Raw genomic sequence first — 26903 nt, 5'->3', positions numbered from 1 at the left:
TGCTCGCAACAGTTTCGTCGGGCTCTCAGACGGACTTCAGCAGTCCTCGGATCTGTTCGGCGAGCAGGTGGGCGTCGGGCCTTGGGGGTGGGGGTGGGCCCTGGGTGGAGGTGGTCTCCTGTACGGATCGGCGGCAGGGGCCGCAGAGGCCGTCGGGGAGGGATTCGGGGCGGCCCGGGGCGCCGCATTCGGTGCACTCGACCAGCAGGTGGTGGGTAGTGGCGCCCGGCGTGGGCGGCGGGGGAGGTGTGGGTGGCAGGTGGGGCGGGAGTTTCCTGGTGAGGCGGTCGCGGACGAAGCCCATGGGGGAGTCGACGACCCTCGGGAGGCCGCAGGTCAGGGCCTGGAAGAGGTAGTCCGCGTCCACCCCCCGGTCGAACCAGCTCTGTGCCAGCTCCTGCAAGGTCTCGCAGTCTTTGGCGGAGAGCAGCAAGCGGGGTTCACGGAAGCCGAGTTGGGCCAGGGCCAGGTAGGCGGGGGAAGGGGCTGCACCTGTCGTTGGTGCCTGCGTCTGTGCCTCTGTCTGCGCTTCCCGCTGGGCAGGGTGCGGGTGCGGGTGTCGTACGGGCTTCTCTTCCGCTTCCGGCTCCGGGCCGCCCTGCTCCTGTGCTGGTGCCGGAAGTGCCCCGGTGTCCTGTGTGGCCAGGAACGCGTTCCACCACTCGTTGTCGCGGGCCGTGCGGGACCAGAAGGTCCGGAAGGCCCAGCGGACCTGGTCGCCCTCGCCCGCCGGGCGGCGTACCCGGCGCAGGTGTCCGGCGACCGACAGGGCGGTCAGGGCCGAGGAGACGGCCTGCTGGCCGTAGAGCGGGAGCTGTTTGGCCAGGGTCTTGATGTCCATCGCCGCGCCGTCGGGCAGGTGGTCGACGAATCCGGCTACATAGCGTTCGCGCTCGGGGAGTAGGGCGAACTCTGTTCCTGTGGCAGGAGTTTGGCCGGGTGCCGAGCGCTTGCCGTAGCCGGGTTTTGCCTTCGGGTACGGGTGTGAGCGTGCCGGTGCGCGCTGGGCAGAGCTAAGGTGCTGGGTAGCCACGGGGTCGACTTTCTGTGTTGTTCGATCTTGCGGTGAGACCCCGGCTTGGTGCTCCTACACCGGTCGGGGTCGATTCGTTGAGGGCACCGTAAGCAGCCGCGTGATCGCGCCGCAACCTGCCCTGAATTAGTCATACTTGCTGGTCGTGACGAGGTAGGGAGGGGTGGGGGGTTTCCCAACTTCCCTTCTTTCCCTACCGGTAACTGAAGAAGCTCGAACCTCGGCGCTCGTGTCCCGGCGCCCGGAACCCGAAGCTCAAGCTTCGGGCCCGCGCCTTCTCTGCGTACATCCGAAAGAGTGAACAGTCCCTCCCGGGTCTCGGGGCTCGGGGCCCGAGACCCGGGAGTCTGTCGATGCTCCCTGACCGGATCGGTCCGCTTCCGGACCCGATGCTGCCTGTCGCCCACCCGCCCGCGCGGCCAGGCTGGGAGGCATGACCCGAGCACTGATCGTCATCGATGTCCAGGAATCCTTCCGCGCCCGTCCGCTGTGGGAGACCCTCTCCGACCTCAAGATCGCCGACCAGGTGAACCGCCTGGTCCGGCTCTTCCGGCAGGCCGGGGACCAGGTGGTGTGGGTCCTGCACTCCGAGCCCGGTTCCGGCGATGTCTTCGACCCGGCCCTCGGCCATGTCCGGCTGATGGAGGAGCTGGAGCGGGCGGAGGGGGAGCCGCTGATCCACAAGACCTCGCACAACGCGTTCACCACCACCAACCTCCAGCAACTCCTCACCGAGCGCGGTATCCGCGACCTCACCCTCTGCGGCATCCGCACCGAGCAGTGCGTGGAGACCACCGCCCGGGTCGGCAGTGACCTCGGCTACCAGGTCACCGTCGCCATCGACGCCACCGCGACCAACCCCATCCCGCACCGCGACGCCCCCGCCGACCTGAGCGTCGCCGAACTGCTGGCCGACCCCCGTACCCTGCCTGCCGAGGCGGTCATCAGGCGGACCGAGTACGCCCTCGCCGGGCGCTTCGCCACCATCGCGACCGTGGACGAGCTGGAGGCCGCGGCAGGGCTTCAGGCAGCAGTGGACCAGGCGTGAGAGCTTCGGGCATGATGACCGGATCGTGAGCCACGTCGTCTTCTTCCTGGTGCCCGGAGTCCACTTGCTGGATCTGGCCGGTCCCGCGCAGGTCTTCTCCACCGCCGCGGACTTCGGGCACCCCTACTCCCTCGCCTACGTCGCCGAGCAGCCCCAGGTACCCACCGCCCAGGGGCTGCCGCTGGTGGCCGGGCTCGGCTGGCCCGAGCTCGGGCCAGCCGACCTGATCATGGTTCCCGGCTGGCGGACCGGGATCCCGGACGGCGAACCCGTCATCGGCCCCGCCTCCTTGCAGGCCCTCCGGGACCACCACGCCGGGGGCGGCACGGTGGCCAGCGTCTGCGCCGGGGCCGAGGCGCTGGGGCGGGCCGGGCTGCTCGACGGCCGCCGTTGCACCACCCACCACGACGTGCAGGACGAGCTGGCTCTGCGCCATCCCAGGGCCATGGTCGTCCGGGACGTCCTGTTCACCGCCGACGACCGGGTGATCACCTCGGCCGGTATTGCCAGCGGCATCGACCTCGCCCTCCACCTGGTCGCGACCCGGCACGGGCCCGCCGTCGCCGCCCAGGTGGCCCGGGAGATGGTCGTCTACGCCCGCCGCAACGGCCACGAGCCGCAGTCCAGCGCGATGCTCCGGCACCGGTCCCACCTCGACGACACCGTGCACCGCGCCCAGGACCTCATCGACGCCCGCTTCGACCAGCCGCTCCCGCTCCCCGCCCTGGCCTCGGCCGTCGGCGTGAGTGAACGCACCCTCACCCGCCTCTTCGGCCGCGCCACCGGGCTCACGCCCCTGCGCTACCAGCAGACCCTCCGCCTCGAACGCGCCCAGCACCTCATCAGCCACGGCGCGACGGTCGACGCCGCCGCCCGCTCGGTCGGTTTCGAGGACCCGCGCATGCTGCGCCGCCTCCGCGCCCGTACGGCCTGACCGCGCCGGACGACCGAACGCCTCCGGCCGGTCGGGTGGCCGACTGCCGTGCGACCGACAGTCGGAGCCCGGAGCCCGGAGCTCAGGTGATCGGGAACGTGGCGCCCGGCTCCGCGTAGTCGATCGGGCCCGTGTACCGGGTCGAGGCGCGGGACACCGCCTCCCAAGGGGTGAGGAAGCGGCCCACATGGGTGACGATCAGGCTGCGTGCCCGGGACGCCGTCGCCGTCGTACCGATGTCCTCGGGGGTGTGGTGCACCTGGTCGCCCTCGGCCGATGGCTCCGCGCTCTCGGCCTCGCACAGCAGTACGGTGCCGTGTCCCCGGAGTGGACCAGCGACCTGCCCGCGGCCTCCACGCGCAGGGCGAAGGCCGGGACGCCGTGTGCCACCGCCCGGCTGGTCAGGGTGAGCGCCCCGACGCGTGCCCGGTGGCCGTCGTGCAGGTGCGAGATCCAGATCGCGTCCAACTCGTCCAGTCGTACGTGCCGTTGCAGCGGGCCCAGTGTCCCGCTGCCCGCCTCCACCCACACCCGGGCCCCGCCGCCGGACACCAGGTACCCGGAGCAGGGGTTGTCCACGCTCGGGTAGGGCGTCGCGGACCCCAGAACGGTCAGACGGAGGGGATCAGGGAGGGGATCAGGGAGGGTCGGGGAGGGCGGGGAGGGCGGGGAGGGCTTCGGCTGTCTCGGCTGTCTCGGCTGTCACCGGGGGTGGGTAGAACACCTGCTCCCGCGTGGGCAGTTGCCTTCCGCTACCTCGGTGGCAGCGGCGGCCTCCGCAGGTCCGGGGCCGTGTCGTACGACGGTGGCGTCGACGCCGGGTGGGCGGCCAGGAGCTCCAGGGCCACCCGTACCGCGTCGTCCAGGACCGCGTACCGGCCCTCCGCCCAGTCCAGCGGGGTGCGCAGCGCCTTCACGTCCGGTTCCACGCCGTGGTTCTCCACCGACCAGCCGTACGTGTCGAACCAGGCCGCGTTCATCGGGACCGTGATCACCGTTCCGTCGCCCAGACGGTGACGGCCCGTCATGCCGACCACCCCGCCCCACGTCCGCTGGCCCACCACCGGGCCCAGCTTCAGCAGCCGGAACGCGGCGGTGATCATGTCACCGTCGGAGGAGGTCGCCTCGTCGGCCAGGGCGACGACCGGGCCGCGCGGGGCGTTGGAGGCGTAACTCACCGCCTGCGCGTTACGGGTGAGGTCCCAGCCGAGGATCTTCCGGGTGAGCTTCTCCACCACCAGCTCACTGATGTGGCCGCCCGCGTTGCCCCGTACGTCCACGATCAGCGCGGGGCGGGAGACCTCCAGCCGTAGGTCCCGGTTGAACTGGGCCCAGCCCGAGCCGCCCATGTCCGGGATGTGCAGATAGCCGCACTTGCCGCCGCTCAACTCCCGTACGACGTCACGGCGTTTGGCCACCCAGTCCTGGTAGCGCAGCGGGCGTTCGTCGACCAGGGGCAGGATCGCCACCCGGCGGGAGGGGCCGCCGCCCGCCGGGGTGAACGTCAGCTCCACCGTCGTACCGCCCGCCGCCGTCAGCAGCGGGTACGGGCCCGTCACCGGGTCCACCGGGCGGCCGTCCACGTGGGTGAGGACCGCGCCCTCCCTGATGCCCGTACCGGCAAGCGGGGAGCGGGCCTTGGAGTCGGAGGAGTCGCCGGGCAGGATGCGCTGGAGGGTCCAGGCGCCGTCCCGGCAGACGAGGTTGGCGCCGAGCAGGCCGATCGCCCGCTGGTAGTGCGGCGGGCCCTCGTTGCGGCGGGCGGGGGAGACGTACGCGTGCGAGGTGCCCAGCTCGCCCAGCACCTCGCGCAGCAGGTCCGCGAACTCGTCGGGAGAGGCCACCCGTTGGACGAGGGGGCGGTACTGGTCCAGGACGCTGTCCCAGTCGATGCCGCACATGTCCGGCTCCCAGAAGTAGGAGCGGATGATCCGCCCCGCCTCCCCGTACGCCTGCCGCCACTCCGCCCCCGGGTCGACCTCGTGCAGGATGCGGCGCAGGTCCAGGTAGACCGTGGAGTCGGTGTCGCCCGGTTCCGTGGCCGGTACGGCGCGGAGCTCGCCGTCGTCCATCACCACGAGACGCGAGGAGTCGCCGCTGACCGCGAACCAGTCGAGGTGGTCGACCAGTTCGGTCTTCCGCGCCTTCGCGATGTTGAAGTGCTCCAGGGTGGGGCGGCCCGACATGTCGGCCGGGTTGGCGAACGTCTCGCCCAGTGCGCCCGAGATCGGCCAGCGCAGCCAGACCAGGCCGCCGCCGCTCACCGGGTGCAGCGCCGAGTACTTGGAGGCGGAGACCGGGAACGGCGTCACCCGGCTCTCCAGGCCCTCGAACTCGACCATGACCGTCGACCCCTCGCCCGTACCCCCTCCTTCCGGAACGTCTATCGGGTCCAGGCCGCCCGCCGCCGGGCGCCCGTCCGGGGAGAGCGCGAAGGGGGACGGGGTCGCGGAGGAGAGCGGGACCAGGTACGGGCGGCAGCCGAGCGGGAAGGAGAGGTCGCCGGTGTGGACGTCGTACACCGGGTCGAAGCCCCGCCAGGACAGGAACGCGAGGTAGCGGCCGTCCTCCGTGAAGACGGGATTCTCGTCCTCGAAGCGGCCGTTGGTGACGTCCACGATCACCGGGGCGCCGGGGCCGGAGATCCGGGCCAGCTTGATCTGCCGCAGCGAGCGGCCGATGCCCGGGTGCGACCAGGTCAGCCAGTCGCCGTCGGGGGAGAAGGCCAGGTCGCGGACGGGGCCGTTGACCGAGCGGATCAGCTCGGTGAGGCCGGGGTGCTCGTCGACGGACGCGGTGATGCTGTCGGGGACGGCGGCGCCGGTGGCCGCGTAGAGGTCGGCCCGGGTGGAGCCGGTGCGGGTGGAGCCGGTACGGGGGCGCTCCCGGAGCTCCTCGGCTGCTTCGGTCCCGTCGGCTGTCCCTGTCGTCCCTGTCGCGGCTGTCGCCCCGGTCCCGTCGGCCGTGCCTGCTGTCCCGGTCGGGTCCGTCGGGTCGGCTCCTTCGGGAGTGCCTGCCGCACCCGTCACATCAGCCGCGCCCCCCGCCTCCGCCTCCCCCGTGTCCAGGAGCAGCAGCCTCCCGTCGTTCGACGCGATGGCCAGGCGCTCGCCCGCCGGGTCGGAGATCATCTCCTGCACCCGGCCCAGCTGCCCCGAGGCGAGCCGGCGCGGGGCGCGGTCGCCGCTGGCGCGCGGCAGGTAGGCGACCTCCACCGCGTCCTCGCCGTCCGCGTCGGTGACGTACGCGACCTGTCCTCCGCTGCCGAGCATCTCCGGCAGCCGCACCCGGACCCCCGGGGTGTCGCTGATGGTGCGGGCGGGGCCGTCGCGGTGGGTGAGCCAGTAGAGGCTGCCGCGTACGGTGACGGCGCTGGCCCGGCCCGTCTCGTCGACCGAGAGCGAGTCGACGTTGCTGGCGGCGGGCACCTGGTAGTGGCGCCGGCCGGTGCGCGGGCCGCCGAGGCGCACCTCCAGCTTGCGCGGGGTGGCGTCCGGCGACTCCAGGTCCTCGACCAGCCAGAGGTCGCCCGCGCACTGGTAGACCACCCGGTGGCCGTCGCTGGAGGCGTTGCGGGCGTAGAAGGCGTCGTGGTCGGTGTGGCGGCGCAGATCGGTGCCGTCGGCCCGGCACGAGTACAGGTTGCCGACGCCCTCGTGGTCGGAGAGGAACGCGATGCGGCGGCCGACGAACATCGGCGAGGCAAGGTGGCCGCCGATGTCCGGCAGCAGGCGCTCCCCGTGCAGCCAGAGGCGGCCCATGGCCCCGCCCCGGTAGCGCTTCCAGGCGGCCGGTTCGTGCGGGGGCGTACCGGTGAGGAGCAGGGTGCGGCGCTCCCCGTCCAGGTCGGCGACCGCGATGTCGGAGACCGGGCCCCAGGGGAGCCGCCCCCCGGGGCCGCCGTCGGTGGGGACGCTGTAGGCCCAGGAGAAGTACGAGAATGGCTGGTTGTGCGAGGAGACGGCGAGGATATGGGTGGTGTCGGCCGGATCGGGGGTCCAGCCGCAGACCCGGGCGTCGGTCGAGCCCCAGTGGGTGAGCCGGCGGGCCGGGCCGCCGTCGACCGGGGCGAGGTGGATCTCGGGGTCCAGCGTGCGCCAGGTCGTGTAGGCGATGGAGGTGCCGTCGGGCGAGAAGCGGGGATGGCCGACCCGGGTCCGGTCGACGGTCACCCGCCAGGCCCGGCCCGGCCGGTGGCCCGCCGGGACGAGGGGGGCGACCCACAGGTCGTCCTCGGCCGCGAAGCAGAGCAGGTCCTGGTGGAGGTGCGGGAAACGGAGATACGCGACGTCGTCACTCACCCCCCAATGCTTTCCGCGCGCAGGGCCCGGGGCAACTTGTGGTGCAGCCCACAAGCGAAACGATTTCGTTTCGCTGGGTGGGAGGGGTACGGTTCAGGTGTACGAAACGGTTTCGTTCGATGGTGAGCGGAACGGTTGAACGGAACACCGGATGTGCGCGGACAACAGCGCGAAGGAGGTCGGCACATGGCACGTACGAGGCTGACGCCCGAGCGTGAGGGCGAGCTGTACGAAGCCGTCCTCGACCTGCTCCGCGATGTCGGCTATGACGCCCTGACCATGGACGCCATCGCCGCCCGCACCCGGTCGAGCAAGGCCACTCTCTACCGCCAGTGGGGCTCGAAGCCCGAGCTGGTCGCCATGGCGCTGCGGCACAGCAAGCCGGGGAGCCTCGCCGATATCGACACCGGTTCGCTGCGCGGGGACTTCCACGCGGCGCTGAGCCGGAGCGACGACTGCCAGATGGAGAAGGACGCCGCGCTGATGCGGGGCCTGAGCCATGCCGTCCACGAGTACCCCGAGCTGCTCCAGGCCCTGCGCGAGCTCTTGATCGAACCGGAGATGACCGGTCTCGACGAGCTGCTCCAGCGGGCGGTGGCACGGGGTGAACTGCGCGCGGACAACCCGGCGCTGAAGTACATCCCGCACATGCTGGTCGGCGCGGTGGCCGCCCGGCAGCTGATCGAGGACCGTCCTGTCGACCAGGCGTTCCTCATGGACTACGTCGACTCCGTGGTGTTCCCCGCCCTCGGAGTCTGACCGCCCCACCCGTCGAGGTCCCCGCCCCGACGGTCCCGTACCGCCCTGACGTCCCCGTACGGCCCTCTCCCCGACGCTCCACCTGACACGCCGCTCTCGTCGTCGGGCTGGTTCCTCACGCCCAATTCCACTCACACGACCTGACCGGGAGTACGCCCCCGTGGCCACTTTCCTCTACAAGCTCGGACGGCTCACCTTCCGCCGACGCCGCTATGTCGCCCTGATCTGGGTGGCACTGCTGGCGCTCGCCGGATTCGGTGCGGCCACCGCGTCCACCGCCACCTCCAGCTCCTTCTCCATCCCCGGTACGGAGGCGCAGCGCGCCTTCGACCTGCTGGAACAGCGCTTCCCCGGCACCAGTGCCGACGGTGCCACCGCCCGTGTCGTCTTCAAGGCGCCCGAGGGCGAGAAGGTGACCGACGCCGCCAACAAGGGCGAGATCACCGGCATCATCAAGGAGCTGGAGTCCGGATCGGACCAGATCGCCTCGGTCGCCGACCCCTTCCAGGCCCAGGCCGTGAGCCAGGACGGTTCGACGGCGTACATCTCGGTCTCGTACAAGGTCAGCGCCATGGAGCTGACCGAGAAGACCCAGGAGGCCCTGAAGGACGCGGGCAAGGCCGCGCAGGGCAGCGACATGAAGGTGGAGATCGGCGGTGACGCCCTCCAGGTCATGCCGCAGACCGGGACCGCCGAGATCATCGGTGTCGCCATCGCCGCCGTCGTCCTGGTCATCACCTTCGGCTCGCTGGTCGCGGCCGGGCTGCCGCTGGTGACCGCCCTCATCGGGGTGGGCATCGGGGTCTCGCTCGTCACCGCGCTGGCCAACGTCCTGGACCTGGGCAGCACGACCGCGATCCTCGCCACGATGATCGGCCTCGCGGTCGGCATCGACTACGCCCTCTTCATCGTCTCCCGCTACCGCGCCGAACTGGCCGAGGGCCGCGAGCACGAGGAAGCCGCCGGGCGGGCCGTCGGCACGGCCGGATCGGCCGTCGTCTTCGCGGGTCTGACCGTGGTCATCGCCCTGGTCGGCCTCGCCGTCGTCAACATCCCGATGCTGACGAAGATGGGCCTCGCCGCCGCCGGTACGGTCGCCATCGCCGTCCTCATCGCGCTCACCCTGGTGCCGGCCGCCCTGGGCTTCGCGGGCAAGCGGATCATGGGCCGCAAGGCGCGCAAGGCCGCCGAGGCGGCCGAGCTCGACACGGCCAAGCCGAACATCGGCACCCGCTGGGCGCGGTTCGTGCTGCGCAAGCCGGTCTGGGTCATGCTGGTCGGCGTCCTCGGCCTCGGCGCCATCGCCGTACCGGCGGCCTCGCTGGAGATGGGCCTGCCCGACGACGGCGCCCAGCCGAAGTCGACCACGCAGCGCCAGGCGTACGACATGCTCTCCGACGGCTTCGGCCCCGGGTTCAACGGGCCGCTGATGGTCGTCATGGACGGCAAGGGCAGCTCCGACCCGAAGGCCGCGGCCGAGCGGGTCTCCGAGGAGATCGAGGGCCTCGGCGTCGCCGCCGTCGCCCCGGCCACCTTCAACAAGGCCGGTGACACCGCGACCATCGTGGTCATCCCGAAGGACCGGCCCTCCTCTCACGCCACGGAGGAGGTCGTCCACGGCATCCGTGACGCGGGCACGGGCATCAAGGCCGACACCGGGGCCGAGGTCCTGGTCACCGGCGCCACCGCGATGAACATCGACTTCTCGCAGAAGATGAACGACGCGCTGCTGCCCTACCTGGCTCTCGTCGTCGGCCTCGCGTTCCTGCTGCTGATGCTGGTCTTCCGCTCGATCCTCGTCCCGCTGAAGGCGGCCCTCGGCTTCCTGCTCTCGGTGATCGCGGCCCTCGGCGCGGTCGTCGCGGTCTTCCAGTGGGGCTGGCTCGGCTCGGTCTTCGGGGTCGAGCAGACCGGTCCGATCATGAGCATGATGCCGATCTTCATGATCGGTGTGGTCTTCGGTCTCGCGATGGACTACGAGGTCTTCCTCGTCACCCGGATGCGCGAGGCGTACGTCCACGGCGAGAGCCCCGGCCAGGCCATCGTGACCGGCTTCAAGCACGGCGCACGGGTGGTCACGGCAGCGGCCGTGATCATGATGGCGGTCTTCGCCGGCTTCATCGGCTCCACCGAGCAGATGGTCAAGATGATCGGCTTCTCGCTCGCCGTCGCCGTCCTCTTCGACGCGTTCGTGGTGCGCATGGCGATCGTGCCCGCCGTCCTGGCCCTGCTCGGCAAGAAGGCCTGGTGGCTGCCGGGCTGGCTGGACCGGGTGCTGCCCAACGTGGACGTGGAGGGCGAGAAGCTCCAGAAGCAGCTGACGGAGGAGCCGGTCTCCTCCGGCGGCGAGGGCGGTGACGGACACGGCGGCGAGCGCGAGCTCGTACGCGTCTGAGTCCGCCCGATCCAGCTGTACGGGCTCCGTTCGAGCCGATCCAGTTGTACGGGCTCCGTTCGAGCCGATCGGGTCTGTTCCGGGCCCGCTGATCCCCGGGGCCGCGTCTGAGCGGAGCGCGGCCCCGGAAGCGCCGGTTACCTGTGGGGACGGGGGACCGGGGCACAGAGAAGGCCCCCGTGCGATGAGCGCGGGGGCCTTCCTGCTGTGTGCGTCGCGGGCTTGTCTCAGCCTCGGGCCGGCTGGGATTTCAGCCGCGGGCCGGCTGGGCGCCGCGCTCGGGGCGGGGGGTGGTGCGGGACGGGCGTTTCTCCGGGGTCCCGTCCGCCGGGGCGGCCGTGGCCGGGGCCTGTGCGCGGGTGCGGGCCAGGAAGCGGATCAGCGTCCTGATCTCGAACTGGAACACCTCGACGCCGTCCGTCGAGTGCAGCTCCACGATCAGCTGCGTACGGCCGCAGGGCCAGACGCGGACGGCCCCGCGCTCGATCGGGGTGCGCAGACCGCGCTCCAGCAGATCGCGGCCGAAGGCCCAGTCGGTGCCGCCGGGCAGTGTGATGTGGACGGTGCGCGGGTCGTCGGCCGCGTCGTAGCGCAGATCGACGGGGACCGGGCGGGTCAGGGGGCCGTCCGTGATGAGCCGGGCGCGGGCATGTTCTTCGATCACAGGGGACATGGGCCGGCTCCTCCTATGTGCCTATATGTATCGCTCTGCCCTCTAATGTCCCATATTTCGCGGAAGTGGCACGATGAGCGTCCGCTCACGTGACAGCAGGTGAGCCTCGGGGAGCCTCGTCGACGGTGGATACGACGCAGGTGCCGGGCGCCTGCTCTTGCGTATGGTTCGCAAGAGAGCACTATTATTGATGGGTTCATGACCCCGCCCGCAGCGCCGCGTCCACGCGGACGCGGACACCGTGCGGAACCGCAGGAAGCGGAGCCTCCTCATGCATGTACCCGATGGTTTCATCGATGCACCTGTCTCCGTCGCCGCCGGGGTGTTCGCCGCCGGAGCGGTCGCCGTCAGCCTCCGGGGGGCGCGCCGCGAACTGGACGAGCGCACGGCCCCGCTCGCCGGTCTGGTGGCCGCGTTCATCTTCGCCGTCCAGATGCTGAACTTCCCGGTGGCCGCCGGTACCAGCGGCCACCTGATGGGAGGGGCGCTGGCCGCGATCCTTGTCGGGCCCTACACGGCGGTGCTCTGCCTGGCGGTGGTGCTGCTGATGCAGGGCATCTTCTTCGCGGACGGCGGCCTCACCGCGCTCGGTGTGAACATCACCGTCATGGGCGTGGTCACCGTCGTCGTCGCGTACGGGGTGTTCCGGCTGCTGACCGCCGTCCTGCCGCGCACCCGCCGGTCCGCTACCGCCTCGGCGTTCGTCGCCGCGCTGGTCTCCGTACCCGCTTCGGCCGTCGCGTTCACGCTCCTGTACTGGATCGGCGGTACCACGGACATCCCGATCGGCAAGGTCCTCACCGCCATGGTGGGCGTCCATGTGCTGATCGGTATCGGGGAGGCGGTCATCACCGCGCTGACCGTCGGCGCCGTCCTCGCCGTGCGCCCCGACCTCGTCCACGGCGTCCAGGGCCTGGCCGCGCCGCTCAAGCTCCGGGTCGACGGCGAACTGGTCGACGCCCCGGCCGCGACGCGCGAACCGGAGCCCGCTTCCGCCTCCGCCCGGTCCGCCCGGTCCACGCGCGGGTTCTGGATCACCGGCCTGGTCTCCGCCTTCCTCCTCGCCGGGTTCGTCTCCTTCTACGCCTCCGCCCACCCCGACGGCCTGGAGCGGGTCGCCGCCGACCAGGGCATCGACGAGAAGGCGGAGGAACACGGGGCGGCCGACTCCCCGCTCGCCGACTACGGGGTGGGCGACATCGCCAACGCCCGGCTCTCCGGGGGCCTCGCCGGGGTGATCGGGGTCAGCGCCACCGTGGTCGTGGGCACGGGCATCTTCTGGGTGGTGCGCCGCCGCGAGGAGGACGAGAGCGGCCCCCAGACGAGCGCGCACGACCACGAGAACGCCTGAGGGGGGAGCGGCCTGGGCACGGAGTCGGCCGGGCACGGGAGCGGCCTGGCGCGGAGTCGGCTGGGCACGGGAGCGGCCGGCCACGGAATAGGCCGGACACAGCAGCGGCCCGGCACGGAGTCGGCCGGACACGGGAGCGCACTGACATGGAAGCTCACTGACATGGGAGCGGGCCACGCCCACAAGCTCTACCGGCACGGGCACTCGCCGGTCCACCGGCTGCCCCCGCACTGCAAGCTGGCCGCCGTCTTCTGCTTCGTGCTCGTGGTCGTCTCCACCCCGCGCGAGGCGATGTGGGCCTTCGGCCTGTACGCGGCCCTCCTCGCCGCCGTCGCGGCGGTGGCGAGGATCCCGCCCGGCTTCCTGTTGAAACGCCTGGTCATCGAGGTGCCGTTCGTGGCGTTCGCGCTGCTCATGCCGTTCGTGGTGCCGGGCGAGCAGACGGAGGTCCTCGGCGTCTCCGTCAGCGTCCCCGGCCTCTGGGGCGCCTGGAACGTGCTGGCCAAGGCCACCCTCGGCGTCGCCGCCTCCGTACTCCTGGCCTCCACCACCGAGCTGCGGGCCGTCCTGCTGGGCCTCCAGCGGCTGAAGCTGCCGCCGCTGCTGGTCCAGATCGCCTCGTTCATGATCCGGTACGGGGACGTCATCACCGACGAGATGCGGCGTATGTCCATCGCCCGCCGCTCCCGGGGGTTCGAGGCGCGCGGCGTACGGCAGTGGCGCGTCCTGGCCACCTCCATGGGCGCTCTGTTCATCCGCTCGTACGAACGGGGCGAGCGCGTCCACCTCGCCATGGTCAGCCGGGGGTACGCGGGCACGATGCCGGTCATCGACGAGGTGACGGCGACCCGGGCCCAGTGGGCGTACGCGGCGGCCCTTCCCGTACTCGCGCTCACGGTCTGTCTGCTGGGATGGACCCTGTGACCCTCTCCCCGAAGGACGCCGTGCCCCAGGCCCCCGTCCCGTCGCTCGACGTCAGCGGCCTCGCCTACGCCTACCCCGACGGCCACCAGGCCCTCTTCGGGGTGAACCTGACCGTGGGGCGCGGCGAACGCGTGGCGGTGCTGGGCCCCAACGGAGCGGGCAAGACCACGCTCGTCCTGCACCTCAACGGCATCCTGACGGCGGGCTCGGGCACGGTCCGCGTCGCCGGGCTCCCGGTGGCGAAGCGGAACCTGGAGGAGATCCGGCGCCGGGTGGGCATCGTCTTCCAGGACCCGGACGACCAGCTGTTCATGCCCACGGTCCGCGAGGACGTCGCCTTCGGCCCGGCCGCGTCGGGGCTGCGCGGCCCCGAGCTGGAGGAGCGGGTGGTGCGCGCGCTGGAACAGGTCGGCATGGCGGAGTACGCGGCCCGCCCGCCGCACCACCTCTCCTTCGGGCAGCGCCGCCGCGTCGCCGTGGCCACGGTCCTCGCGATGGAGCCGGAGATCCTCGTCCTGGACGAGCCCTCCTCCAACCTGGACCCGGCCTCCCGCCGCGAACTGGCCGACATCCTGCGCTCGTTGGACGTCACGGTGCTGATGGTCACGCACGACCTGCCGTACGCGCTGGAGCTCTGCCCGCGCGCGGTGATCCTCAGCGAGGGAGTGATCGCCGCCGACGGACGTACGCAGGGGCTGCTCTGCGACGAGGAGTTGATGCGCGCGCACCGGCTGGAGCTGCCGTTCGGCTTCGACCCGGGCTCGGTCACCGTTCCGTCCCCGTAAACAGATCGTGACAGTGCGGTGGTGACGCCGACCCGCTCCCCGCCCGACCCGCCCGGCCGTGCACCATGGGGTGATGAGCGGGAGCGCGGGAGTGAGCACGGCGGGTACGGGAGCGGACACCGGAGCGGACACGGCCGTGGGCGTGGACGTACGGGGCACGGTGGCGCCGGGGTTCGAACCGGTCGCGGACGCCTTCGTCCGCAACTTCGAGCAGCGGGGCGAGCGCGGCGCGGCCGTCGCCGTCTACCGCGACGGGCGCAAGGTCGTGGACCTCTGGGCCGGTACGAGAGACGTGGACGGCACCGAACCGTGGGCCGTCGACACCGTCCAGATCGTGCGCTCGGCGGGCAAGGGCATCGCCGCCGCCGTCCCCCTCCTGCTCCACCAGCGCGGCCAGGTGGACCTGGACGCCCCGGTCTCCACGTACTGGCCGGAGTTCAAGGCGAACGGCAAGGAACGCGTCCTGGTCCGCGACCTCCTGGCCCACCGCGCCGGGATTCCCGCCCTGGACCGCCCCCTCACCCCCGCCGAGGCCGCCGACGGTGTGTCCGGGCCCGCCGCCGTCGCCGCGCAGCGCCCGGAGTGGGAGCCGGGCACGGACCACGGCTACCACGCCCAGACGTACAGCTGGCTCATCGGCGAACTGGTCCGCCGCGCCACCGGCCGCACCATCGGCCGCTGGATCGCGGAGGAGATCGCGCGCCCGCTGGGCCTGGACTTCTGGTTCGGGCTCCCGGCGGACGAGGCCCACCGCATCGGCCGTATCGGTCCCGTGGAGCCCCCGGCGCCGGGGGAGGTCTCCGGCGCCCTGCGCGTACGCCCCAAGCGCTCGGTGGTCGAGGCGTACCGCGACCCGGAGTCGCTCACCCGGCGGGCGTTCGGCGCGATCGACCCGCTCCCCGACGAGAACGACGCCGCCTACCGTACGGCCGAACTCCCCGCCTCCAACGGCATCGCGACGGCCCGGGGCCTGGCCCGCTGCTACGCCGCGATGCTCGGCCCGGTCGACGGCCACCGCCGCCTGTTCGCCCCCGCCACGCTCACCCTCGCGCGCACGGAGGAGTCGGCCGGGCCCGACCGGGTGCTGGTCGTCAACACCCGTTTCGGCCTCGGCTACATGCTGCACGGCCCGGCGGCCCCGCTGCTCGGCCCCGGCTCGTTCGGCCACCCCGGGCGCGGGGGCTCCCTGGGCTTCGCCGACCCCGAGTCGGGCATCGCCCTGGGCTATGTGACCAACGGCCTCCAGAAGGGAGTCACCGCCGACCCCCGTGCCCAGGCACTGGTCAGGGCAGTACGGTCGGCGCTATGACATCCACGCGTTTCGACGGTTACAGCGTCCTGATCACCGCCGCCGGCCAGGGCATCGGCGCGGCAACGGCCCACCGCCTGGCGGCGGAAGGCGCCAAGGTCCTCGTCACCGACCTGGACGCCGGGCGCGCCTCCGGCACGGCGGCGGCGATACGCGAGGCGGGCGGCACCGCCGACTCCGTGGCCTGCGATGTGGCGGACCGTGCGGCGGTGGACGCGGCCGTGGCGTACGCGGTCGGGACCTTCGGCGGCCTGGACGTGCTGGTCAACAACGCGTACGCGGCGACCGACGACGCCGAGCTCTTCGAGGACCAGTCGGACGAGACCTGGGAACGCGACCTGGACATCACCCTCTCCGGCCCCTTCCGCTGCGCCCGCGCCGCCCTGCCGCACCTGGTGGCCTCGGGCCGGGGCGCGATCGTCACCATCGGCTCGGTCAACGGCGAGCAGGACTTCGGCGGCCACGCGTACAGCGCGGCCAAGGCGGGCCTGGCGAGCCTGACCCGTACGCTGGCGGGCCACGCGGGGCCGCGCGGCGTACGGGTCAACCTGGTGGCGCCCGGCACGATCCGCACGGCGGCCTGGTCGGGCCGCGACGCGGAGTTGGAGCGAGCAGCCGCGCTCTACCCGCTCGGCCGGGTCGGCACCCCCGAGGACATCGCGTCCGCCGTCGCCTTCCTCGCCTCCTCCGACGCGTCCTGGATCACGGGGACGACGCTGCGGGTGGACGGCGGCATCCTGGCGGTGAACACGGGCTTCCGGCAGGCGATGGCGGCCGGGGAGTAATTCCCTGGCCCGGAACCGGAACGCGCCCTTACCCTCCCCGCATGATCATCACGTACGACCACACGGACAAGTCGGGCCGCCCCGTCACCCTCCACGCCATCGACGCGGACAACTGGCGGGCGGTCGCCGACAGCGCGCCGCGCGACGACCAGCGCGACTGGGTCCCGGCCCTGGCCGCCCGCTACCTCGTCCTGACGGCCCGCGAGGACACCTGGAACTCCCTGGCGGTGCTTGCGGGCGACGAGGTGACCGGCCACATCATGTGGGCGCGGGACGACGACGGTTCGTACTGGATCGGCGGCATGCTGATCGACGCCGCCCACCAGGGCCGGGGCATCGGCGGAGCCGCCGTACGCACCCTGGCGACCTGGCTGTCGGCCCGCCCCGGCTGCACGGCGGTCCGCCTCTCCTACGCCCCGGCCAACGAGGCCGCCGCCCACCTGTACACCGCGCTCGGCTTCCGCCCGACGGGGGTGGAGGAGGACGGGGAAGTGGTGGCGGAGTGGGCGGGGTGAGACGGGTGTGACCCGGGGGGCTCAGGTCAGGGGCGATCGCCGCGCCCGGCTCTCCAGCGGGAGAGGAATCCGGAGCGGACCGGTTCGCCGGGGCAGAGCGGTGAGTGGAGGCCCTCCTGCGGCTCAGTGGCCCCCCGGATCAGGACGCAACGGCTGTGCGGTTCGCGCGGCTCACCGTTTCCCACCAGAGGTTTCAAGCTGTCCGCGAAGTGCCAGGCGACCGGATACCGCGGGCCTGTGCGATGCCACTCCGCGCGGCTGACCGGTCTGTTCAGGATGGCCGCGAACCATTCCCCGCACCGGTCGGCCAGCTCGTCCACCGTCCCGCTCGCCCGGAAGAACTCGGGCCCTGAACGGTGGAGGTTGAAGAGCTGGTCCCTGACCTTGCCCGCCACGACGTGTGTGCCGTGGAAGTGGACGGCCCACTCACCGAGGACCAGGCGGTGCTCGTCGTCGGAGAGGGAGATGTAGACCAGGAGGAACGATTCGTCCTCGGGGCGGCCGACCACGCTGTCGGCCGACTGCACACGCCATGACGCGGCCCGGTCCTGCAGAGCGGAGATGAAGGCGAGTTCGTCGGCATCGAAGCCCCAGGGCTCTTCGCCGTCCTCCTCGGGGTCGTCGACCACGAACCATGTGCTGTCCATCCGCGACATACTAGAGGCGCCTGGGCACCTCCGTCACGGTCAGCCTGCTGCGCCAGGGGCCGGAGAGCTGATCGAAGGCGGCATCACCTACTGGGGGCCGCCCCGCTCACTTCGGGGACGGCCCCTCCCTTTTCCCTTCCGGCCCAGCCGCCGCACGCCGGATCAGGCGATGCGGTGGCCGTCCTTCACGGCCGCCACGAAGGTGCTCCAGGCGGCCGGGCCGAAGAACTGGGTTCCGGCTCCACGGTCCTTGGTGTCGCGTACGGCGCGGCCGTGGTCAGCTGTGTGTGCCACTTCGAGGCAGTCGCCCTGCTGGTCCGAGTAGGACGACGTGCGGAACGGGCTCACGATCTCGGTAGTCACGGTGCCTCTTTCATATCGCTGGACGCTCTGTCGAGGATATGCCGGATACGGTCGGCGCTCTCCTCCGGTGACAGGGCGGCCGAGCGCAGGAGGTCGAAGACGTTGACGTACAGCGCGAGGTCCTCCGGAGCCTCCACCACGGTGGTGTTGGCGACGGTTCGCACGGTCACCGCCTCCACGATGGGCTCCATCCCGAACGAGAAGCCCGCGAAAGCGCCGGACATCCCCGCTGCTTTGCTGGCTTCACGGGGCAGGATCTGCACCGTCACGTTCTGCCGGTCGCCGACTTCGAGCAGCCTGAGCAACTGGGCCTGTCGCACGGCCGCGTCATGCAGCAGTGCCGTTATGGCGGGCTCCCAGATGATCGCCGTGAACCGGGCTCCACCCTGTTCGATCCTCTTCTGGCGCTCCTGACGGACCTTGACGAGGGCGGCGGTCTGCTCCTGGTCCATGAAGACCGGCCCCGAGGCGATGACGGACTCGGCATACTCCGCTGTCTGCAACAGCCCCGGGATGAGGGCGGGTTCCCATGAGCGGATGTACGTGGCGTCGCTCTCCAGCGTGATGTAGTCCGCGTAGTCAGGGCGCATCGCCTGCTGATGGTCGACCCACCAGCCACGCTTGTTGCTTGTCCGCGCCAATTGTTCCAGCCGGGTCCGTTCGTCCATGTCCTGCACGCCGTAACAGTCCATCAGGGCGCGGACCTCCAGCGCCGAGGCCGAGACCTGCCCGCCTTCGAGCCGGCTCACCTTGGTGACCGATTTCATGATCGCGTCGGCGGCCACCGACTGATCCACGCCTGCGGCCTCCCGGTGACGTCTCAGGGCCGACCCGAGCCGTCGGCTGCGGACGGTCGGCTTCCCACCTGCGGGCATTTCGTCCCCTCTCAACTCTCAACGAAGCTACCAGTCTGCCGTGTTGGGATGCGGCAGGGCCAGACAACCTGTCGAACGCTCGAACGAACGCAATTTTGCGAGAGTAAGGCTTGTGTTGGTGGCGGTGCCGCCCTACCGTATTTGCGTGACGTACGGCACATGAGTGGGTGCTGTGCGTGACGGCTGCGAGCTGCCCAGCCCAGGTGTCCTGGTGCCTGGGCGGGTGCGGCAGGAAGCTCGGGGCCGTCTGCGGCCCGGGGTATGGCCAACGCTTCGAAGGGGTGCCGACATGGTCACTTTTCTCGTCCGGGCGTTCGGACGGCTCTTACGTTTTGTGTTCGAAGGGGGGTGTGACCCCGGAGTGCCGCAGCTTCCTCCGTGCGGTGCGGCGCAGAGTTCGGGAACCGGTGCTTCCCGCGTGTACCGGCGGCTGGTCATCAGCCGGTGTTTCGTGACGGAGGTTCCGCAGCCCCGTCCGCCGGATGGCCCGTATTCCTCTGCCGCGTACGCCCGTTGGGAGCGCGCCGAGCAGCGTCTGCGGGGAGGGCGGCGGCGCGAAGGGTGGCCGTCGCTGCACGGTGTCGATGGCGAACTCCACCCCGTGGGAATGAAGGTGGCCCGCTGATGGCTCACGTCGAGCAGGGAGAGCAGAGCGGACAGGGCGCGCAGGGCGACGAAGTCGTACGGCGCTGGAAGCGGCACCCGCAGGTCGTACGCCTGGCGCGCGCCGAGCTGCGTACGGCCCTGGCCGGCTGGGGGCTCGGGGTGTTGGAGGAGGACGCGTCGCTCGTTCTCTCGGAGCTGCTCACCAACTCCGTTCGCCATGCCGGGGGTTCATCCTGGCGGGAGGTCGAGACGCGATTCCTGCTCCGGGGCGGTGGACTCCGGGTGGAGGTGCACGACGCGTCGTCCCGCCCGCCCCGGCCGGGTGCGCCCCGGTGGGAGGCCGAAGGCGGTCGGGGGCTCCTCGTCGTGGCGGCCGTCGCGGACGACTGGGGGTGCGGCGACCGGAACGGCCCCGGGAAGTACGTCTGGGTCGAACTGGCACCGCGCCCGGCTGTGGGCGAGCCGGGGCGGAAGCCTGTCGTGGAGGCGCGGCATGGATGAGTTCCGGGCGTACGTGCGCCGCCGGATCGGGCGCGCGCTCGATGCCCTCGACGTGTGCTGGTACGAGCTCTACCGGGCCGCCTCGCGGCGTATCGCAGCTGACGACGGGCCGGTACCGAAACCCATGGAGGCGATGAGGGAGATCGACCGTGCCGAGGCCGAATGGGCCTTGCTGGTAGCGAAGTTGAGGCCCGGCGGGGGAGGGGCAGGCCCGTTGTCGTAGGAGATGTACGGCGATGCCCCGGGGACGGCCGACGGCTGCCCCCGGGGTTCCGTAACTCTGCCCTCACAGTCCTGGTGTTCCGCGTCCCGTCCGCGTAAGCAGGAGCGAGGGTGCCCCACTGCGACGAAAGAAGCCTCCGTGCCGGATCACGCGCATGCCGGATCGAACGTCAAGGCCGACTCCGGTCCGGCGGCCCGTAGGTCCGCCACCGTCCCTCCGGCCGCAACACGCGGACCGCTCCCGGGACTTCTCGCCCTCCAGCCCGCCGTGGGCAACGCCGTCATCGTGCAGCGGATGCTCCGGGCGCGGGAGGAGCACCGGCACGGGGCCGGGTGCGGTCATCCGGCCGGTGAGGTGCCGGTCCAGCGGTCCACCGTCCATGACGTCCTGCGGACCAACGGCAGGCCCCTGGACGGGAGTACGCGGGCCGACATGGAGAGCCGCCTCGGTGCCGACTTCTCCGATGTCCGCATCCATGACGACAGTACGGCGAGGGCGTCCGCCGCCGAAGTGGGCGCCCGCGCCTACACCGCCGGGCACCATGTCGTCATCGGTGAGGGCGGGGCGGACCGGCACACCCTCGCCCATGAGCTCACCCATGTCATCCAGCAGCGCCAGGGTCCCGTCGCGGGCACCGACAACGGCGCGGGGCTGAGGGTGTCCGACCCTTCCGACCGCTTCGAACGGGAGGCGGAGAGCAACGCGCGCCGCGCCATGAGCGGCGGCGCGCCGAAGGACCGGGAGGCCGGGCACGTCGGATACGCCGGGCGGACGACGGAGTCCGCCGGGCGCCCGGCGGTGCAGCGCTGGGTGGACCAGGGCAGCGCCCTCGGCCAGGGCATGCGGGTCTCGGCCGGCGGGGTGTTCGCGGCCGTCGTCGGCGGCACCTCGGTCTGGGTGAGGGTGGGCACGCCGAGCAGCAGCTTCTCCCCGGCCCTGCGGCCGACCACCACGGCGCCGCAGAACCTCTTCGGCACCGGGGACTACCAGGAGTACGAGCTCGCCCGGCAGATCCTCGACGACTGCCTCCACACGGCCGAGGAGATCATGCACAACGCCGTGGGCGAACTGGACGACGGCGCTAACAGCAGCATCCGTACGACCGCCGGGACCAAGGCGTTCGGCGTCTCGGACGAGTCGAACCGCACGCGTGCGAGCGCCTTCCAGGGGAACGCGAACCGGGCCGCCGCTCCCGTCGTCGGGCAGGCGTACGTGATGGTCGCCCTCAACCCCGGCGACACGGTCATGTCGCAGTACCACGCGGCGGCGGTCGTCGGACTCGACGGAACCGACACGATCACCCTGGAAGCCTTCGCGGGCAGCAACCAGACGGCCCCGAACTCGGGGACGTACACCATCGACACGGCGGACAGCTTCCACGACACCTGGACGGGCGGCTACTACAGCACCAACTACCCCCACGTCACCATGAAGACCGTCGTCCTCAGCAAGCGCGGGCAGGGCAAGCGCGTGGCCCCGGGCGATGAGCGGCCGGTCAATCCGAATGTGGTCTGAGGGCATTCGTGGTGTTAGTGGCGTTCGTGGCGGGAGCGGCCAGGTTTGTTCGGCGGGCTGCTTCGTCTCCCTTCGCGCTGACGGACGCTGATCCCTTCCGCGTCCGCAGGCCCGCCCGGCCCGTTCCTCGGCCGATGCCGATCGTGTTGTATTACGGGCGCTCGCCACTATGATGCGGGCAACGCGTCGCGAGGCGCGCTGGTGTGCCGGGAAGTCTGGTCGGCGTCGAGGGGACAGCTGTCCCTCCGTCTGCCGAGACCCCGAAGGGTTGTCCGTCGTGGACGAAAGCCTGGACCAGCGCGTGAAACGCCCGGATGCGCCTTCTCCGGAGAGACCTCGGGCCTGAGGCCATCGGGCCGACTGCTGCCCTTGGGTCTGTGACCCGGCCCGGCACAGAAGGTATGGACCAAAAGCGGTGGGGCGCCGCCGTTTATAGGTGTCCGATAAACGCATCCACCCATCCGCATAACGATGACGTCACTCATGCGGCATTCTCGCCCCGAGTCCTCCGTGAATGTGAACTCCATCACTAAAAGAACGGTAAAGGGCGTGGTACAAATGCCCAGCTTCACAGACGGAACGGAACGACCGTCCATGCGGAGCGCCGGGCCCCTGTCCGGCAGCAGGCCGGAGCGATCACCGTCGTAGTCCACTCCGTGGGACATGCCGGATCGCCAACCGGACAACGTCGTTCGCTCATTTCCCCCCACCGCACACCGACCGGCGAAGGCACCCCACAGTCCGCCGCTCCCGCGTCATCGAGGTAGCCAACGTGACACTTGACTCCATCACCCAGAACATCGACGAATCCGTCGGCGGATTCTTCGAGCCCATAGCCGACTGGCTGGGCGGCATCGTCTTCTACTCCGTCACCATCGCCGGCGCGGACGTGCCGCTCATCGTCGCCTGGCTGGGCGTGGCGGGGCTCGTCTTCACCGGCTGGTTCGGCTTCGTCCAGGTGCGCAAGTTCCGTCTCGCCCTCGATGTGGTGCGCGGCAAGTACGACGACAAGGACTCGGCCGGCGAGGTCAACCACTTCCAGGCCCTGACCGCCGCCGTCTCCGGCACGGTCGGCCTCGGCAACATCGCCGGTGTGGCCGTCGCCGTCTCCATCGGCGGCGCCGGAGCCACCTTCTGGATGATCCTCTGCGGCCTCCTCGCCATGGCCACCAAGTTCGTCGAGGTCACGCTCGGTGTGAAGTACCGCGAGGTCCACGCCGACGGCACCGTCTCCGGCGGACCGATGCACTACCTGCCCAAGGGGCTGGCCGAACGCTTCGGGAAGAGGGGCAAGAGCCTCGGCAAGGTCCTCGCCGTCCTCGCCTCGGTCATGATCCTGTTCTTCGGGCTCTTCGGCGGCAACCTCTTCCAGGTCAACCAGTCCTACGCCCAGCTCGTCTCCGTCACCGGCGGCGAGAGCGGCATGATGGGCTCCTCCGGCGGCGCCCTCTTCTTCGGCGTCATCGTCGCCGCGCTCGTCGGTGTCGTCCTGCTCGGCGGCATCCGCTCCATCGCCTCGGTCACCAGCCGTCTCGTCCCCGCGATGGCCGGGATCTACATCCTCGGCTGCCTCGTCGTCATCCTCGTCAACGTCACCGCGGTGCCCGCCGCGATCGCCACGATCATCGAGGGCGCGTTCAACCCCGAGGGCGTCGCGGGCGGTGTGCTCGGTGCGCTGATCATCGGGTTCAAGCGGGCCGCGTTCTCCAACGAGGCCGGTATCGGCTCCGCGCCGATCGCCCACTCCGCGGTCAAGACCAAGCACCCCGCCAGCGAGGGTCTGGTCGCGCTGCTGGAGCCGTTCATCGACACCGTCATCATCTGCACCATGACCGCGCTGACCATCGTCATCGCCAACCCGGCGAGCTGGGGCGAGGCCCGCGACGGAGAGTCCATCGGTGGCGTGACGATCACGTCGGACGCCTTCGCGACCGTGCTGCCCTGGTTCCCGTACATCCTGACCATCGCGGTCATGCTCTTCGCGATCTCCACCGTGCTCACCTGGGGCTACTACGGCCTCAAGGCCTGGACGTACCTCTTCGGCCGCAGCCGCACCAGCGAGACCGTCTACAAGAGCCTCTACACCCTGTTCGCCGTCGCCGGGTCGCTGCTCACCCTGCAGACCCTCATCGACCTGGCCGACGCGGTGCTCTTCACCCTCGCCGTCATCAACATCGTCGGCCTCTACCTCCTCGCCCCCGTCGTCAAGCGCGAGCTCAACAACTTCCTTGAGTACGTGCGGGTCCGGAAGGCCGGTGGGACGGACGGGCCGGATGGGACGGACGGGACGGACGGAGACAAGGGGCCGGAGTCGGTGAAGGTGAGCGTCTGAGCCGGGTCCGGGTGGCCTGACACCCCCTGAAGCCTCTCGCCCCTCCCGCCTGACCGGAGGGGCGAGAGGCTTCAACTCGTGTGCAGCATCAGGCCGATGCCCACCACCATCAGCCCCGCCGCCGCGATCCTCGGCGCCCCGAAGCGCTCCTTGAAGAACAGCGTGCCGATCGCCGCGCCCACGATGATCGACGACTCCCGCAGCGCCGCGATCGGGGCGAGCGGGGCCCTGGTCTGGGCCCAGAGGACCAGCCCGTACGCGATCACCGAGAGGGCCGCGCCGAGCAGCCCCCGTACGGCGAACGGCCTCAGCTGGGCGGCCAGTTCGGAGCGGCGGCGGTAGTACGCGTACGCCGGGATCGCCAGCCCCTCCAGGATCATCAGCCAGGCGACGTAACCGAGCGGTGTGCCGGAGGCCCGTACCCCGACGCCGTCCACCGTCGTGTACCCGGCGATGGCCAGCCCGGTGCCGAGGGCCGCCACGATCGCGGGCCAGTGCGGGCGGGTTCCGGAGCCCCGGATGCCCCAGAGCGCCAGCCCGACCAGCCCGGCCGAGGCGACCGCGACCCCCGCCGTGGCCCAGGCGTCCGGGCGCTCGCCGACGAAGACCGCCGCCAGGACCGTCACCACCAGCGGGGCCGTACCCCGGGCGATCGGGTACATCTGGCCGAAGTCGCCGAGGGCGAACGAGCGCATCAGCAGCAGCATGTACGTCACGTGCAGCGCGGCCGAGACGAGAAGGTACGGCCATGCCTCCGCCGCCGGGAGCGGAACGAAGAGGGCCATCGCCGCGCCGATGAGCAGGCCGCCGCCGGAGATCAGCGTGAAGGAGAGGAGCTGATCCTTGATCGCGTGCGCGATGGCGTTCCAACTCGCGTGCGTGACGGCGGCTATGAGCACCGCGAGGCCGACCAGCGGGGTCACTTGACGGGCTCGCGCACATCCGTGGCCGCCACGTCCGCGTGGGCGGAACGCTGGTGGGCGGTACGTCGGTGGGCGGTACGTCGGTGGGTGGGGGTGGCGGGCGTGGCGGGGGAGGGTTCAGGGGGCTCGGGTGTGCTCATGGCTGCACGCTAGCGGTCGTTGTAGGGGGCATGCGAGGGGGTTCCGGAGGGCGGTTCCGTGACCCGCGCCGTGCGCCCTTCGCGCCCTTTCGTCAGGTCATCCGGCCAATCCCGGGCCGGTCCTGGCCAGAAGCGGCGGGTGGTGATCGCGGGTCCTCCCCTCCGCGCCACAGTGATAGGGCGATATATGCAGGAAAGTGCGACAAGGGGGAAATCGTGTTGCGCATCCATTTCACCGCCCAGGACCTGGAGTACGTCCGTATCGCCCGGGGGCCCGACCCGCTCTGGGAGATCGTGTGCAGCCTCTGCCGACTCCAGACCGACGAGGGCCGGATCGCGTTCGGCCCGTGGCGGCAGGCGGTGGCGCCCCGGCTGCGGGGGAGCGGAGGGGGCGGTGGAGGGGCCGACCGGGCTGTCGCGGTCGCGTTGCGCAGCCTGGTGCCGTGCGGCCCGTACATCCCCGACTTCCTGACGCCTGCCGTGGACGGCGGCAACGCCGACCTGCGGCAGGGGGTGGACCGGGTGCTGTCGACGCCCCGGAGCCTCCTGCGCCGGGATCTGACGCTGCTCGTGGAGTCGGGGGCGCGGGTGGTGCGGGCGGGGACGGGGACGGGACCGGGGGCGAAGCCGGGGGCGCGGGTGGTGCGGCCGTTCGCGGCGGAGCGGCTCGCGCGGGGGGACGCGGCGGCGCTCCGGGCGCTCGGGGGGCTGCTCACGGCGTACGACGCGGCGTTCGTCGCCCCGTACCGGCGGTGGATCGACGCGGCGGTGGCCTCCGACGTCGCCTGGCGCTCCCGTGAACTGGCGGCGGGCGGCACCCGGGCGCTGCTGGAGACCTTCCGCCCGATGGCCCGGTGGAGCCCGCCCGTGCTGGAGGTGACGTACCCGGTCGAGCGGGACCTGCACCTGGGAGGGCGTGGCCTGCTCCTGGTGCCGTCGTACTTCTGCTGGCGCAAGCCGATCACGCTGTTCGACGAGGCGCTGTTGCCGGTGCTGGTCTACCCGGTGGAGAAGCCGGTCCACCCGCCCGCGGCCCCCTCGGGCGCCTCGCTCTGCCGGCTGCTGGGGCCGACCCGCGCCGCGCTCCTGTACGAGGTGGCCGTCCGGCGCTGCGCCACGACCTCCGAGCTGGCCGACGCGGTGGGGTGCTCGCTGCCCAACATCAGCCAGCAGTTGGCGATCCTGCGCGAGGCGGGGCTCGCCGCCTGCCGCAAGGAGGGCCGGTGCGTGTTCCACCACGCCACCCCGCTGGGGCGGCAACTGCTGGAGACAGCGGGGACCGGCCCGGCGGAGCGGCCGATTCCGACGCTTGAACCCGCGACGGTCTCACTCTGCTGAACGCGACCCTTTCACCCTGATGAAAGGGTGCGGCGCGAGTGGCCGGTCCGCTGCCACGCTTCTGCCATCCGGGCGAGCGCCCGGACGACCGGAACCACCCGTCCTACGGGGGAGCCCCGGGCCCAGGGGCCCGGGGCGGGAAAGGAACGACATGCGCAGTTTCGTACGAGCGGTAGTGACGCTCATGTTCACGGCAGGGGCCGTACTGGCAACGGGAGCGGGGGCGCAGGCAGGCGCGTCCGACACTCAGGACGCCCAGGACACCTACGCGGGCTGCCGGTCCGGGTACGTCTGTATCTACCCGGGCGCGTCCTGGAACGGCAACCGCCCCGAAGCGACGTACTACCGGTACGGCGTCTACAACCTCAACAACCAGATCGGCACCCACCGGGTGTTCAACAACCAGACCGGCGGGGCGACCGTGCAGCTGTGCACGGGGTACGACGGGGTGGGCTGCGGCGAGAAGATGCCCACGTGGACCTACTGGGACGTGAACCTGACCCCGATCAACTCGATCAGGCTCGCGCCCTAGCTGTATTGACCCGCAGGGTTGTTGACGCGGGTGATGGGTGGTTGGCCGCCGAGTGCGGTGTGGCTGCGGTGGTGGTTGTAGGTGTGGAGGAAGTCT

The 26903-nt window shown here is 71.3% G+C and carries 24 protein-coding genes and 2 pseudogenes; 16 read left to right on the top strand and 10 right to left on the bottom strand.

Features of this window, described 5'->3' with window-relative positions:
- Positions 1-25: 25 nt before the first annotated feature.
- Positions 26-1033: a MarR family transcriptional regulator gene (locus tag ACFW9Z_RS15575; protein ID WP_384640101.1), complete on the bottom strand. Its 1008-nt coding sequence runs from the start codon at positions 1031-1033 to the stop codon at positions 26-28.
- A 433-nt stretch (positions 1034-1466) separates the two neighbouring features.
- On the opposite strand from ACFW9Z_RS15575, the gene ACFW9Z_RS15570 reads away from it, so the two are divergent.
- Both ACFW9Z_RS15570 and ACFW9Z_RS15565 read left to right on the top strand, forming a co-directional pair.
- Positions 1467-2081 carry an isochorismatase family protein gene (locus ACFW9Z_RS15570; RefSeq protein WP_384640098.1) on the top strand — a complete coding sequence of 205 codons (615 nt, stop codon included), beginning with the start codon at positions 1467-1469 and terminating at the stop codon, positions 2079-2081.
- A gap of 25 nt (positions 2082-2106) precedes the next feature.
- On the top strand, positions 2107-3015 hold the full coding sequence (locus ACFW9Z_RS15565) for a GlxA family transcriptional regulator (RefSeq protein ID WP_384640095.1): 909 nt from the start codon (positions 2107-2109) through the stop codon (positions 3013-3015).
- 82 nt (positions 3016-3097) lie between these two features.
- Here ACFW9Z_RS15565 and ACFW9Z_RS15560 read toward each other — a convergent pair.
- Together ACFW9Z_RS15560 and ACFW9Z_RS15555 are read right to left on the bottom strand one after the other, a co-directional pair.
- Positions 3098-3630 (bottom strand): annotated as a pseudogene (locus ACFW9Z_RS15560) (MBL fold metallo-hydrolase).
- A 137-nt stretch (positions 3631-3767) separates the two neighbouring features.
- Positions 3768-7316: a S41 family peptidase gene (locus ACFW9Z_RS15555; protein ID WP_384640092.1), complete on the bottom strand. Its 3549-nt coding sequence runs from the start codon at positions 7314-7316 to the stop codon at positions 3768-3770.
- Between the two features lie 186 nt (positions 7317-7502).
- Between ACFW9Z_RS15555 and ACFW9Z_RS15550 the strand changes: the two genes are divergently transcribed.
- Both ACFW9Z_RS15550 and ACFW9Z_RS15545 read left to right on the top strand, forming a co-directional pair.
- The gene (locus ACFW9Z_RS15550; RefSeq protein ID WP_384640089.1) at positions 7503-8075 is read left to right on the top strand and encodes a TetR/AcrR family transcriptional regulator; all 573 of its coding nucleotides are present in this window, start codon (positions 7503-7505) and stop codon (positions 8073-8075) included.
- A gap of 160 nt (positions 8076-8235) precedes the next feature.
- On the top strand, positions 8236-10470 hold the full coding sequence (locus ACFW9Z_RS15545) for an MMPL family transporter (RefSeq protein WP_384640086.1): 2235 nt from the start codon (positions 8236-8238) through the stop codon (positions 10468-10470).
- A gap of 250 nt (positions 10471-10720) precedes the next feature.
- On the opposite strand, the gene ACFW9Z_RS15540 is transcribed toward ACFW9Z_RS15545, so the two are convergent.
- Positions 10721-11143, bottom strand: a complete 423-nt coding sequence (locus tag ACFW9Z_RS15540; RefSeq protein ID WP_384640083.1) for an SsgA family sporulation/cell division regulator — start codon at positions 11141-11143, stop codon at positions 10721-10723.
- A gap of 271 nt (positions 11144-11414) precedes the next feature.
- Between ACFW9Z_RS15540 and ACFW9Z_RS15535 the strand changes: the two genes are divergently transcribed.
- The 6 genes from ACFW9Z_RS15535 to ACFW9Z_RS15510 all read left to right on the top strand — a co-directional run bounded on the left by ACFW9Z_RS15535 (position 11415) and on the right by ACFW9Z_RS15510 (position 16812).
- The gene (locus ACFW9Z_RS15535) at positions 11415-12494 is read left to right on the top strand and encodes an energy-coupling factor ABC transporter permease (RefSeq protein WP_384640080.1); all 1080 of its coding nucleotides are present in this window, start codon (positions 11415-11417) and stop codon (positions 12492-12494) included.
- Positions 12495-12656: 162 nt separating this feature from the next.
- Entirely contained in the window at positions 12657-13418 is a 762-nt protein-coding gene (gene cbiQ, locus ACFW9Z_RS15530; RefSeq protein WP_384640077.1) for a cobalt ECF transporter T component CbiQ, read from the top strand.
- Positions 13406-14203, top strand: a complete 798-nt coding sequence (locus ACFW9Z_RS15525) for an energy-coupling factor ABC transporter ATP-binding protein (protein WP_384640074.1) — start codon at positions 13406-13408, stop codon at positions 14201-14203. Before cbiQ ends, ACFW9Z_RS15525 begins: the two co-directional genes overlap by 13 nt.
- A gap of 142 nt (positions 14204-14345) precedes the next feature.
- Complete coding sequence (locus tag ACFW9Z_RS15520; protein WP_383980982.1) at positions 14346-15512, top strand: serine hydrolase domain-containing protein; 1167 nt, start codon at positions 14346-14348, stop codon at positions 15510-15512.
- Positions 15509-16297 carry an SDR family NAD(P)-dependent oxidoreductase gene (locus ACFW9Z_RS15515; protein ID WP_384640071.1) on the top strand — a complete coding sequence of 263 codons (789 nt, stop codon included), beginning with the start codon at positions 15509-15511 and terminating at the stop codon, positions 16295-16297. The genes ACFW9Z_RS15520 and ACFW9Z_RS15515 overlap by 4 nt, the downstream gene beginning before the upstream one ends.
- A gap of 41 nt (positions 16298-16338) precedes the next feature.
- Positions 16339-16812 (top strand): GNAT family N-acetyltransferase, encoded by a 474-nt coding sequence (locus tag ACFW9Z_RS15510; protein WP_384640069.1) that lies wholly within the window; start codon positions 16339-16341, stop codon positions 16810-16812.
- 26 nt (positions 16813-16838) lie between these two features.
- Here ACFW9Z_RS15510 and ACFW9Z_RS15505 read toward each other — a convergent pair whose 3' ends face one another.
- The 3 genes from ACFW9Z_RS15505 to ACFW9Z_RS15495 form a co-directional block, all read right to left on the bottom strand.
- Entirely contained in the window at positions 16839-17459 is a 621-nt protein-coding gene (locus ACFW9Z_RS15505; RefSeq protein ID WP_384640066.1) for a hypothetical protein, read from the bottom strand.
- Positions 17460-17621: 162 nt separating this feature from the next.
- On the bottom strand, positions 17622-17822 hold the full coding sequence (locus ACFW9Z_RS15500; RefSeq protein WP_383980663.1) for a DUF397 domain-containing protein: 201 nt from the start codon (positions 17820-17822) through the stop codon (positions 17622-17624).
- Positions 17819-18697 carry a helix-turn-helix domain-containing protein gene (locus ACFW9Z_RS15495; RefSeq protein WP_384640062.1) on the bottom strand — a complete coding sequence of 293 codons (879 nt, stop codon included), beginning with the start codon at positions 18695-18697 and terminating at the stop codon, positions 17819-17821. The genes ACFW9Z_RS15500 and ACFW9Z_RS15495 overlap by 4 nt, the downstream gene beginning before the upstream one ends.
- 624 nt (positions 18698-19321) lie before the next feature.
- On the opposite strand from ACFW9Z_RS15495, the gene ACFW9Z_RS15490 reads away from it, so the two are divergent.
- The 4 genes from ACFW9Z_RS15490 to ACFW9Z_RS15475 all read left to right on the top strand — a co-directional run bounded on the left by ACFW9Z_RS15490 (position 19322) and on the right by ACFW9Z_RS15475 (position 23874).
- Complete coding sequence (locus tag ACFW9Z_RS15490; protein WP_384640059.1) at positions 19322-19804, top strand: ATP-binding protein; 483 nt, start codon at positions 19322-19324, stop codon at positions 19802-19804.
- Positions 19797-20027, top strand: coding sequence for a hypothetical protein (locus tag ACFW9Z_RS15485; RefSeq protein WP_384640057.1), 231 nt, complete (start codon positions 19797-19799; stop codon positions 20025-20027). The genes ACFW9Z_RS15490 and ACFW9Z_RS15485 overlap by 8 nt, the downstream gene beginning before the upstream one ends.
- A 138-nt stretch (positions 20028-20165) precedes the next feature.
- The gene (locus ACFW9Z_RS15480; RefSeq protein WP_384640054.1) at positions 20166-21542 is read left to right on the top strand and encodes a DUF4157 domain-containing protein; all 1377 of its coding nucleotides are present in this window, start codon (positions 20166-20168) and stop codon (positions 21540-21542) included.
- 772 nt (positions 21543-22314) lie between these two features.
- The gene (locus ACFW9Z_RS15475; protein WP_384640051.1) at positions 22315-23874 is read left to right on the top strand and encodes an alanine/glycine:cation symporter family protein; all 1560 of its coding nucleotides are present in this window, start codon (positions 22315-22317) and stop codon (positions 23872-23874) included.
- A gap of 71 nt (positions 23875-23945) precedes the next feature.
- On the opposite strand, the gene ACFW9Z_RS15470 is transcribed toward ACFW9Z_RS15475, so the two are convergent.
- Positions 23946-24797 (bottom strand): EamA family transporter, encoded by an 852-nt coding sequence (locus ACFW9Z_RS15470; RefSeq protein WP_384640048.1) that lies wholly within the window; start codon positions 24795-24797, stop codon positions 23946-23948.
- Positions 24794-24937 carry a hypothetical protein gene (locus tag ACFW9Z_RS15465; protein WP_384640045.1) on the bottom strand — a complete coding sequence of 48 codons (144 nt, stop codon included), beginning with the start codon at positions 24935-24937 and terminating at the stop codon, positions 24794-24796. The genes ACFW9Z_RS15470 and ACFW9Z_RS15465 overlap by 4 nt, the downstream gene beginning before the upstream one ends.
- 216 nt (positions 24938-25153) lie before the next feature.
- Between ACFW9Z_RS15465 and ACFW9Z_RS15460 the strand changes: the two genes are divergently transcribed.
- Complete coding sequence (locus ACFW9Z_RS15460; RefSeq protein WP_384640042.1) at positions 25154-26275, top strand: ArsR/SmtB family transcription factor; 1122 nt, start codon at positions 25154-25156, stop codon at positions 26273-26275.
- A gap of 151 nt (positions 26276-26426) precedes the next feature.
- The gene (locus ACFW9Z_RS15455) at positions 26427-26807 is read left to right on the top strand and encodes a hypothetical protein (protein WP_384640039.1); all 381 of its coding nucleotides are present in this window, start codon (positions 26427-26429) and stop codon (positions 26805-26807) included.
- On the opposite strand, the pseudogene ACFW9Z_RS15450 reads toward ACFW9Z_RS15455, so the two are convergent.
- Positions 26804-26903: pseudogene (locus ACFW9Z_RS15450) on the bottom strand (IS481 family transposase); the annotation flags it as partial. The gene ACFW9Z_RS15455 and the pseudogene ACFW9Z_RS15450 overlap by 4 nt on opposite strands.

It is taken from the genome of Streptomyces sp. NPDC059452 (assembly GCF_042750035.1).
GTDB lineage: Bacteria > Actinomycetota > Actinomycetes > Streptomycetales > Streptomycetaceae > Streptomyces.
Note: the sequence above shows the minus strand (reverse complement) of the source record. Positions and strands in the feature narration are given on the sequence as shown.

Bases quoted from the DNA above. Each gene is read 5' to 3' on its own strand.
- ACFW9Z_RS15490 (WP_384640059.1), top strand. From the start codon at position 19,322: ATGGCTCACGTCGAGCAGGGAGAGCAGAGCGGACAGGGCGCGCAGGGC.
- ACFW9Z_RS15485 (WP_384640057.1), top strand. From the start codon at position 19,797: ATGGATGAGTTCCGGGCGTACGTGCGCCGCCGGATCGGGCGCGCGCTC.
- ACFW9Z_RS15525 (WP_384640074.1), top strand. From the start codon at position 13,406: ATGGACCCTGTGACCCTCTCCCCGAAGGACGCCGTGCCCCAGGCCCCC.
- ACFW9Z_RS15570 (WP_384640098.1), top strand. From the start codon at position 1,467: ATGACCCGAGCACTGATCGTCATCGATGTCCAGGAATCCTTCCGCGCC.
- ACFW9Z_RS15465 (WP_384640045.1), bottom strand. From the start codon at position 24,937: ATGAGCACACCCGAGCCCCCTGAACCCTCCCCCGCCACGCCCGCCACC.
- ACFW9Z_RS15535 (WP_384640080.1), top strand. From the start codon at position 11,415: ATGCATGTACCCGATGGTTTCATCGATGCACCTGTCTCCGTCGCCGCC.
- cbiQ (WP_384640077.1), top strand. From the start codon at position 12,657: ATGGGAGCGGGCCACGCCCACAAGCTCTACCGGCACGGGCACTCGCCG.
- ACFW9Z_RS15505 (WP_384640066.1), bottom strand. From the start codon at position 17,459: ATGGACAGCACATGGTTCGTGGTCGACGACCCCGAGGAGGACGGCGAA.
- ACFW9Z_RS15455 (WP_384640039.1), top strand. From the start codon at position 26,427: ATGCGCAGTTTCGTACGAGCGGTAGTGACGCTCATGTTCACGGCAGGG.
- ACFW9Z_RS15495 (WP_384640062.1), bottom strand. From the start codon at position 18,697: ATGCCCGCAGGTGGGAAGCCGACCGTCCGCAGCCGACGGCTCGGGTCG.
- ACFW9Z_RS15540 (WP_384640083.1), bottom strand. From the start codon at position 11,143: ATGTCCCCTGTGATCGAAGAACATGCCCGCGCCCGGCTCATCACGGAC.
- ACFW9Z_RS15515 (WP_384640071.1), top strand. From the start codon at position 15,509: ATGACATCCACGCGTTTCGACGGTTACAGCGTCCTGATCACCGCCGCC.
- ACFW9Z_RS15550 (WP_384640089.1), top strand. From the start codon at position 7,503: ATGGCACGTACGAGGCTGACGCCCGAGCGTGAGGGCGAGCTGTACGAA.
- ACFW9Z_RS15510 (WP_384640069.1), top strand. From the start codon at position 16,339: ATGATCATCACGTACGACCACACGGACAAGTCGGGCCGCCCCGTCACC.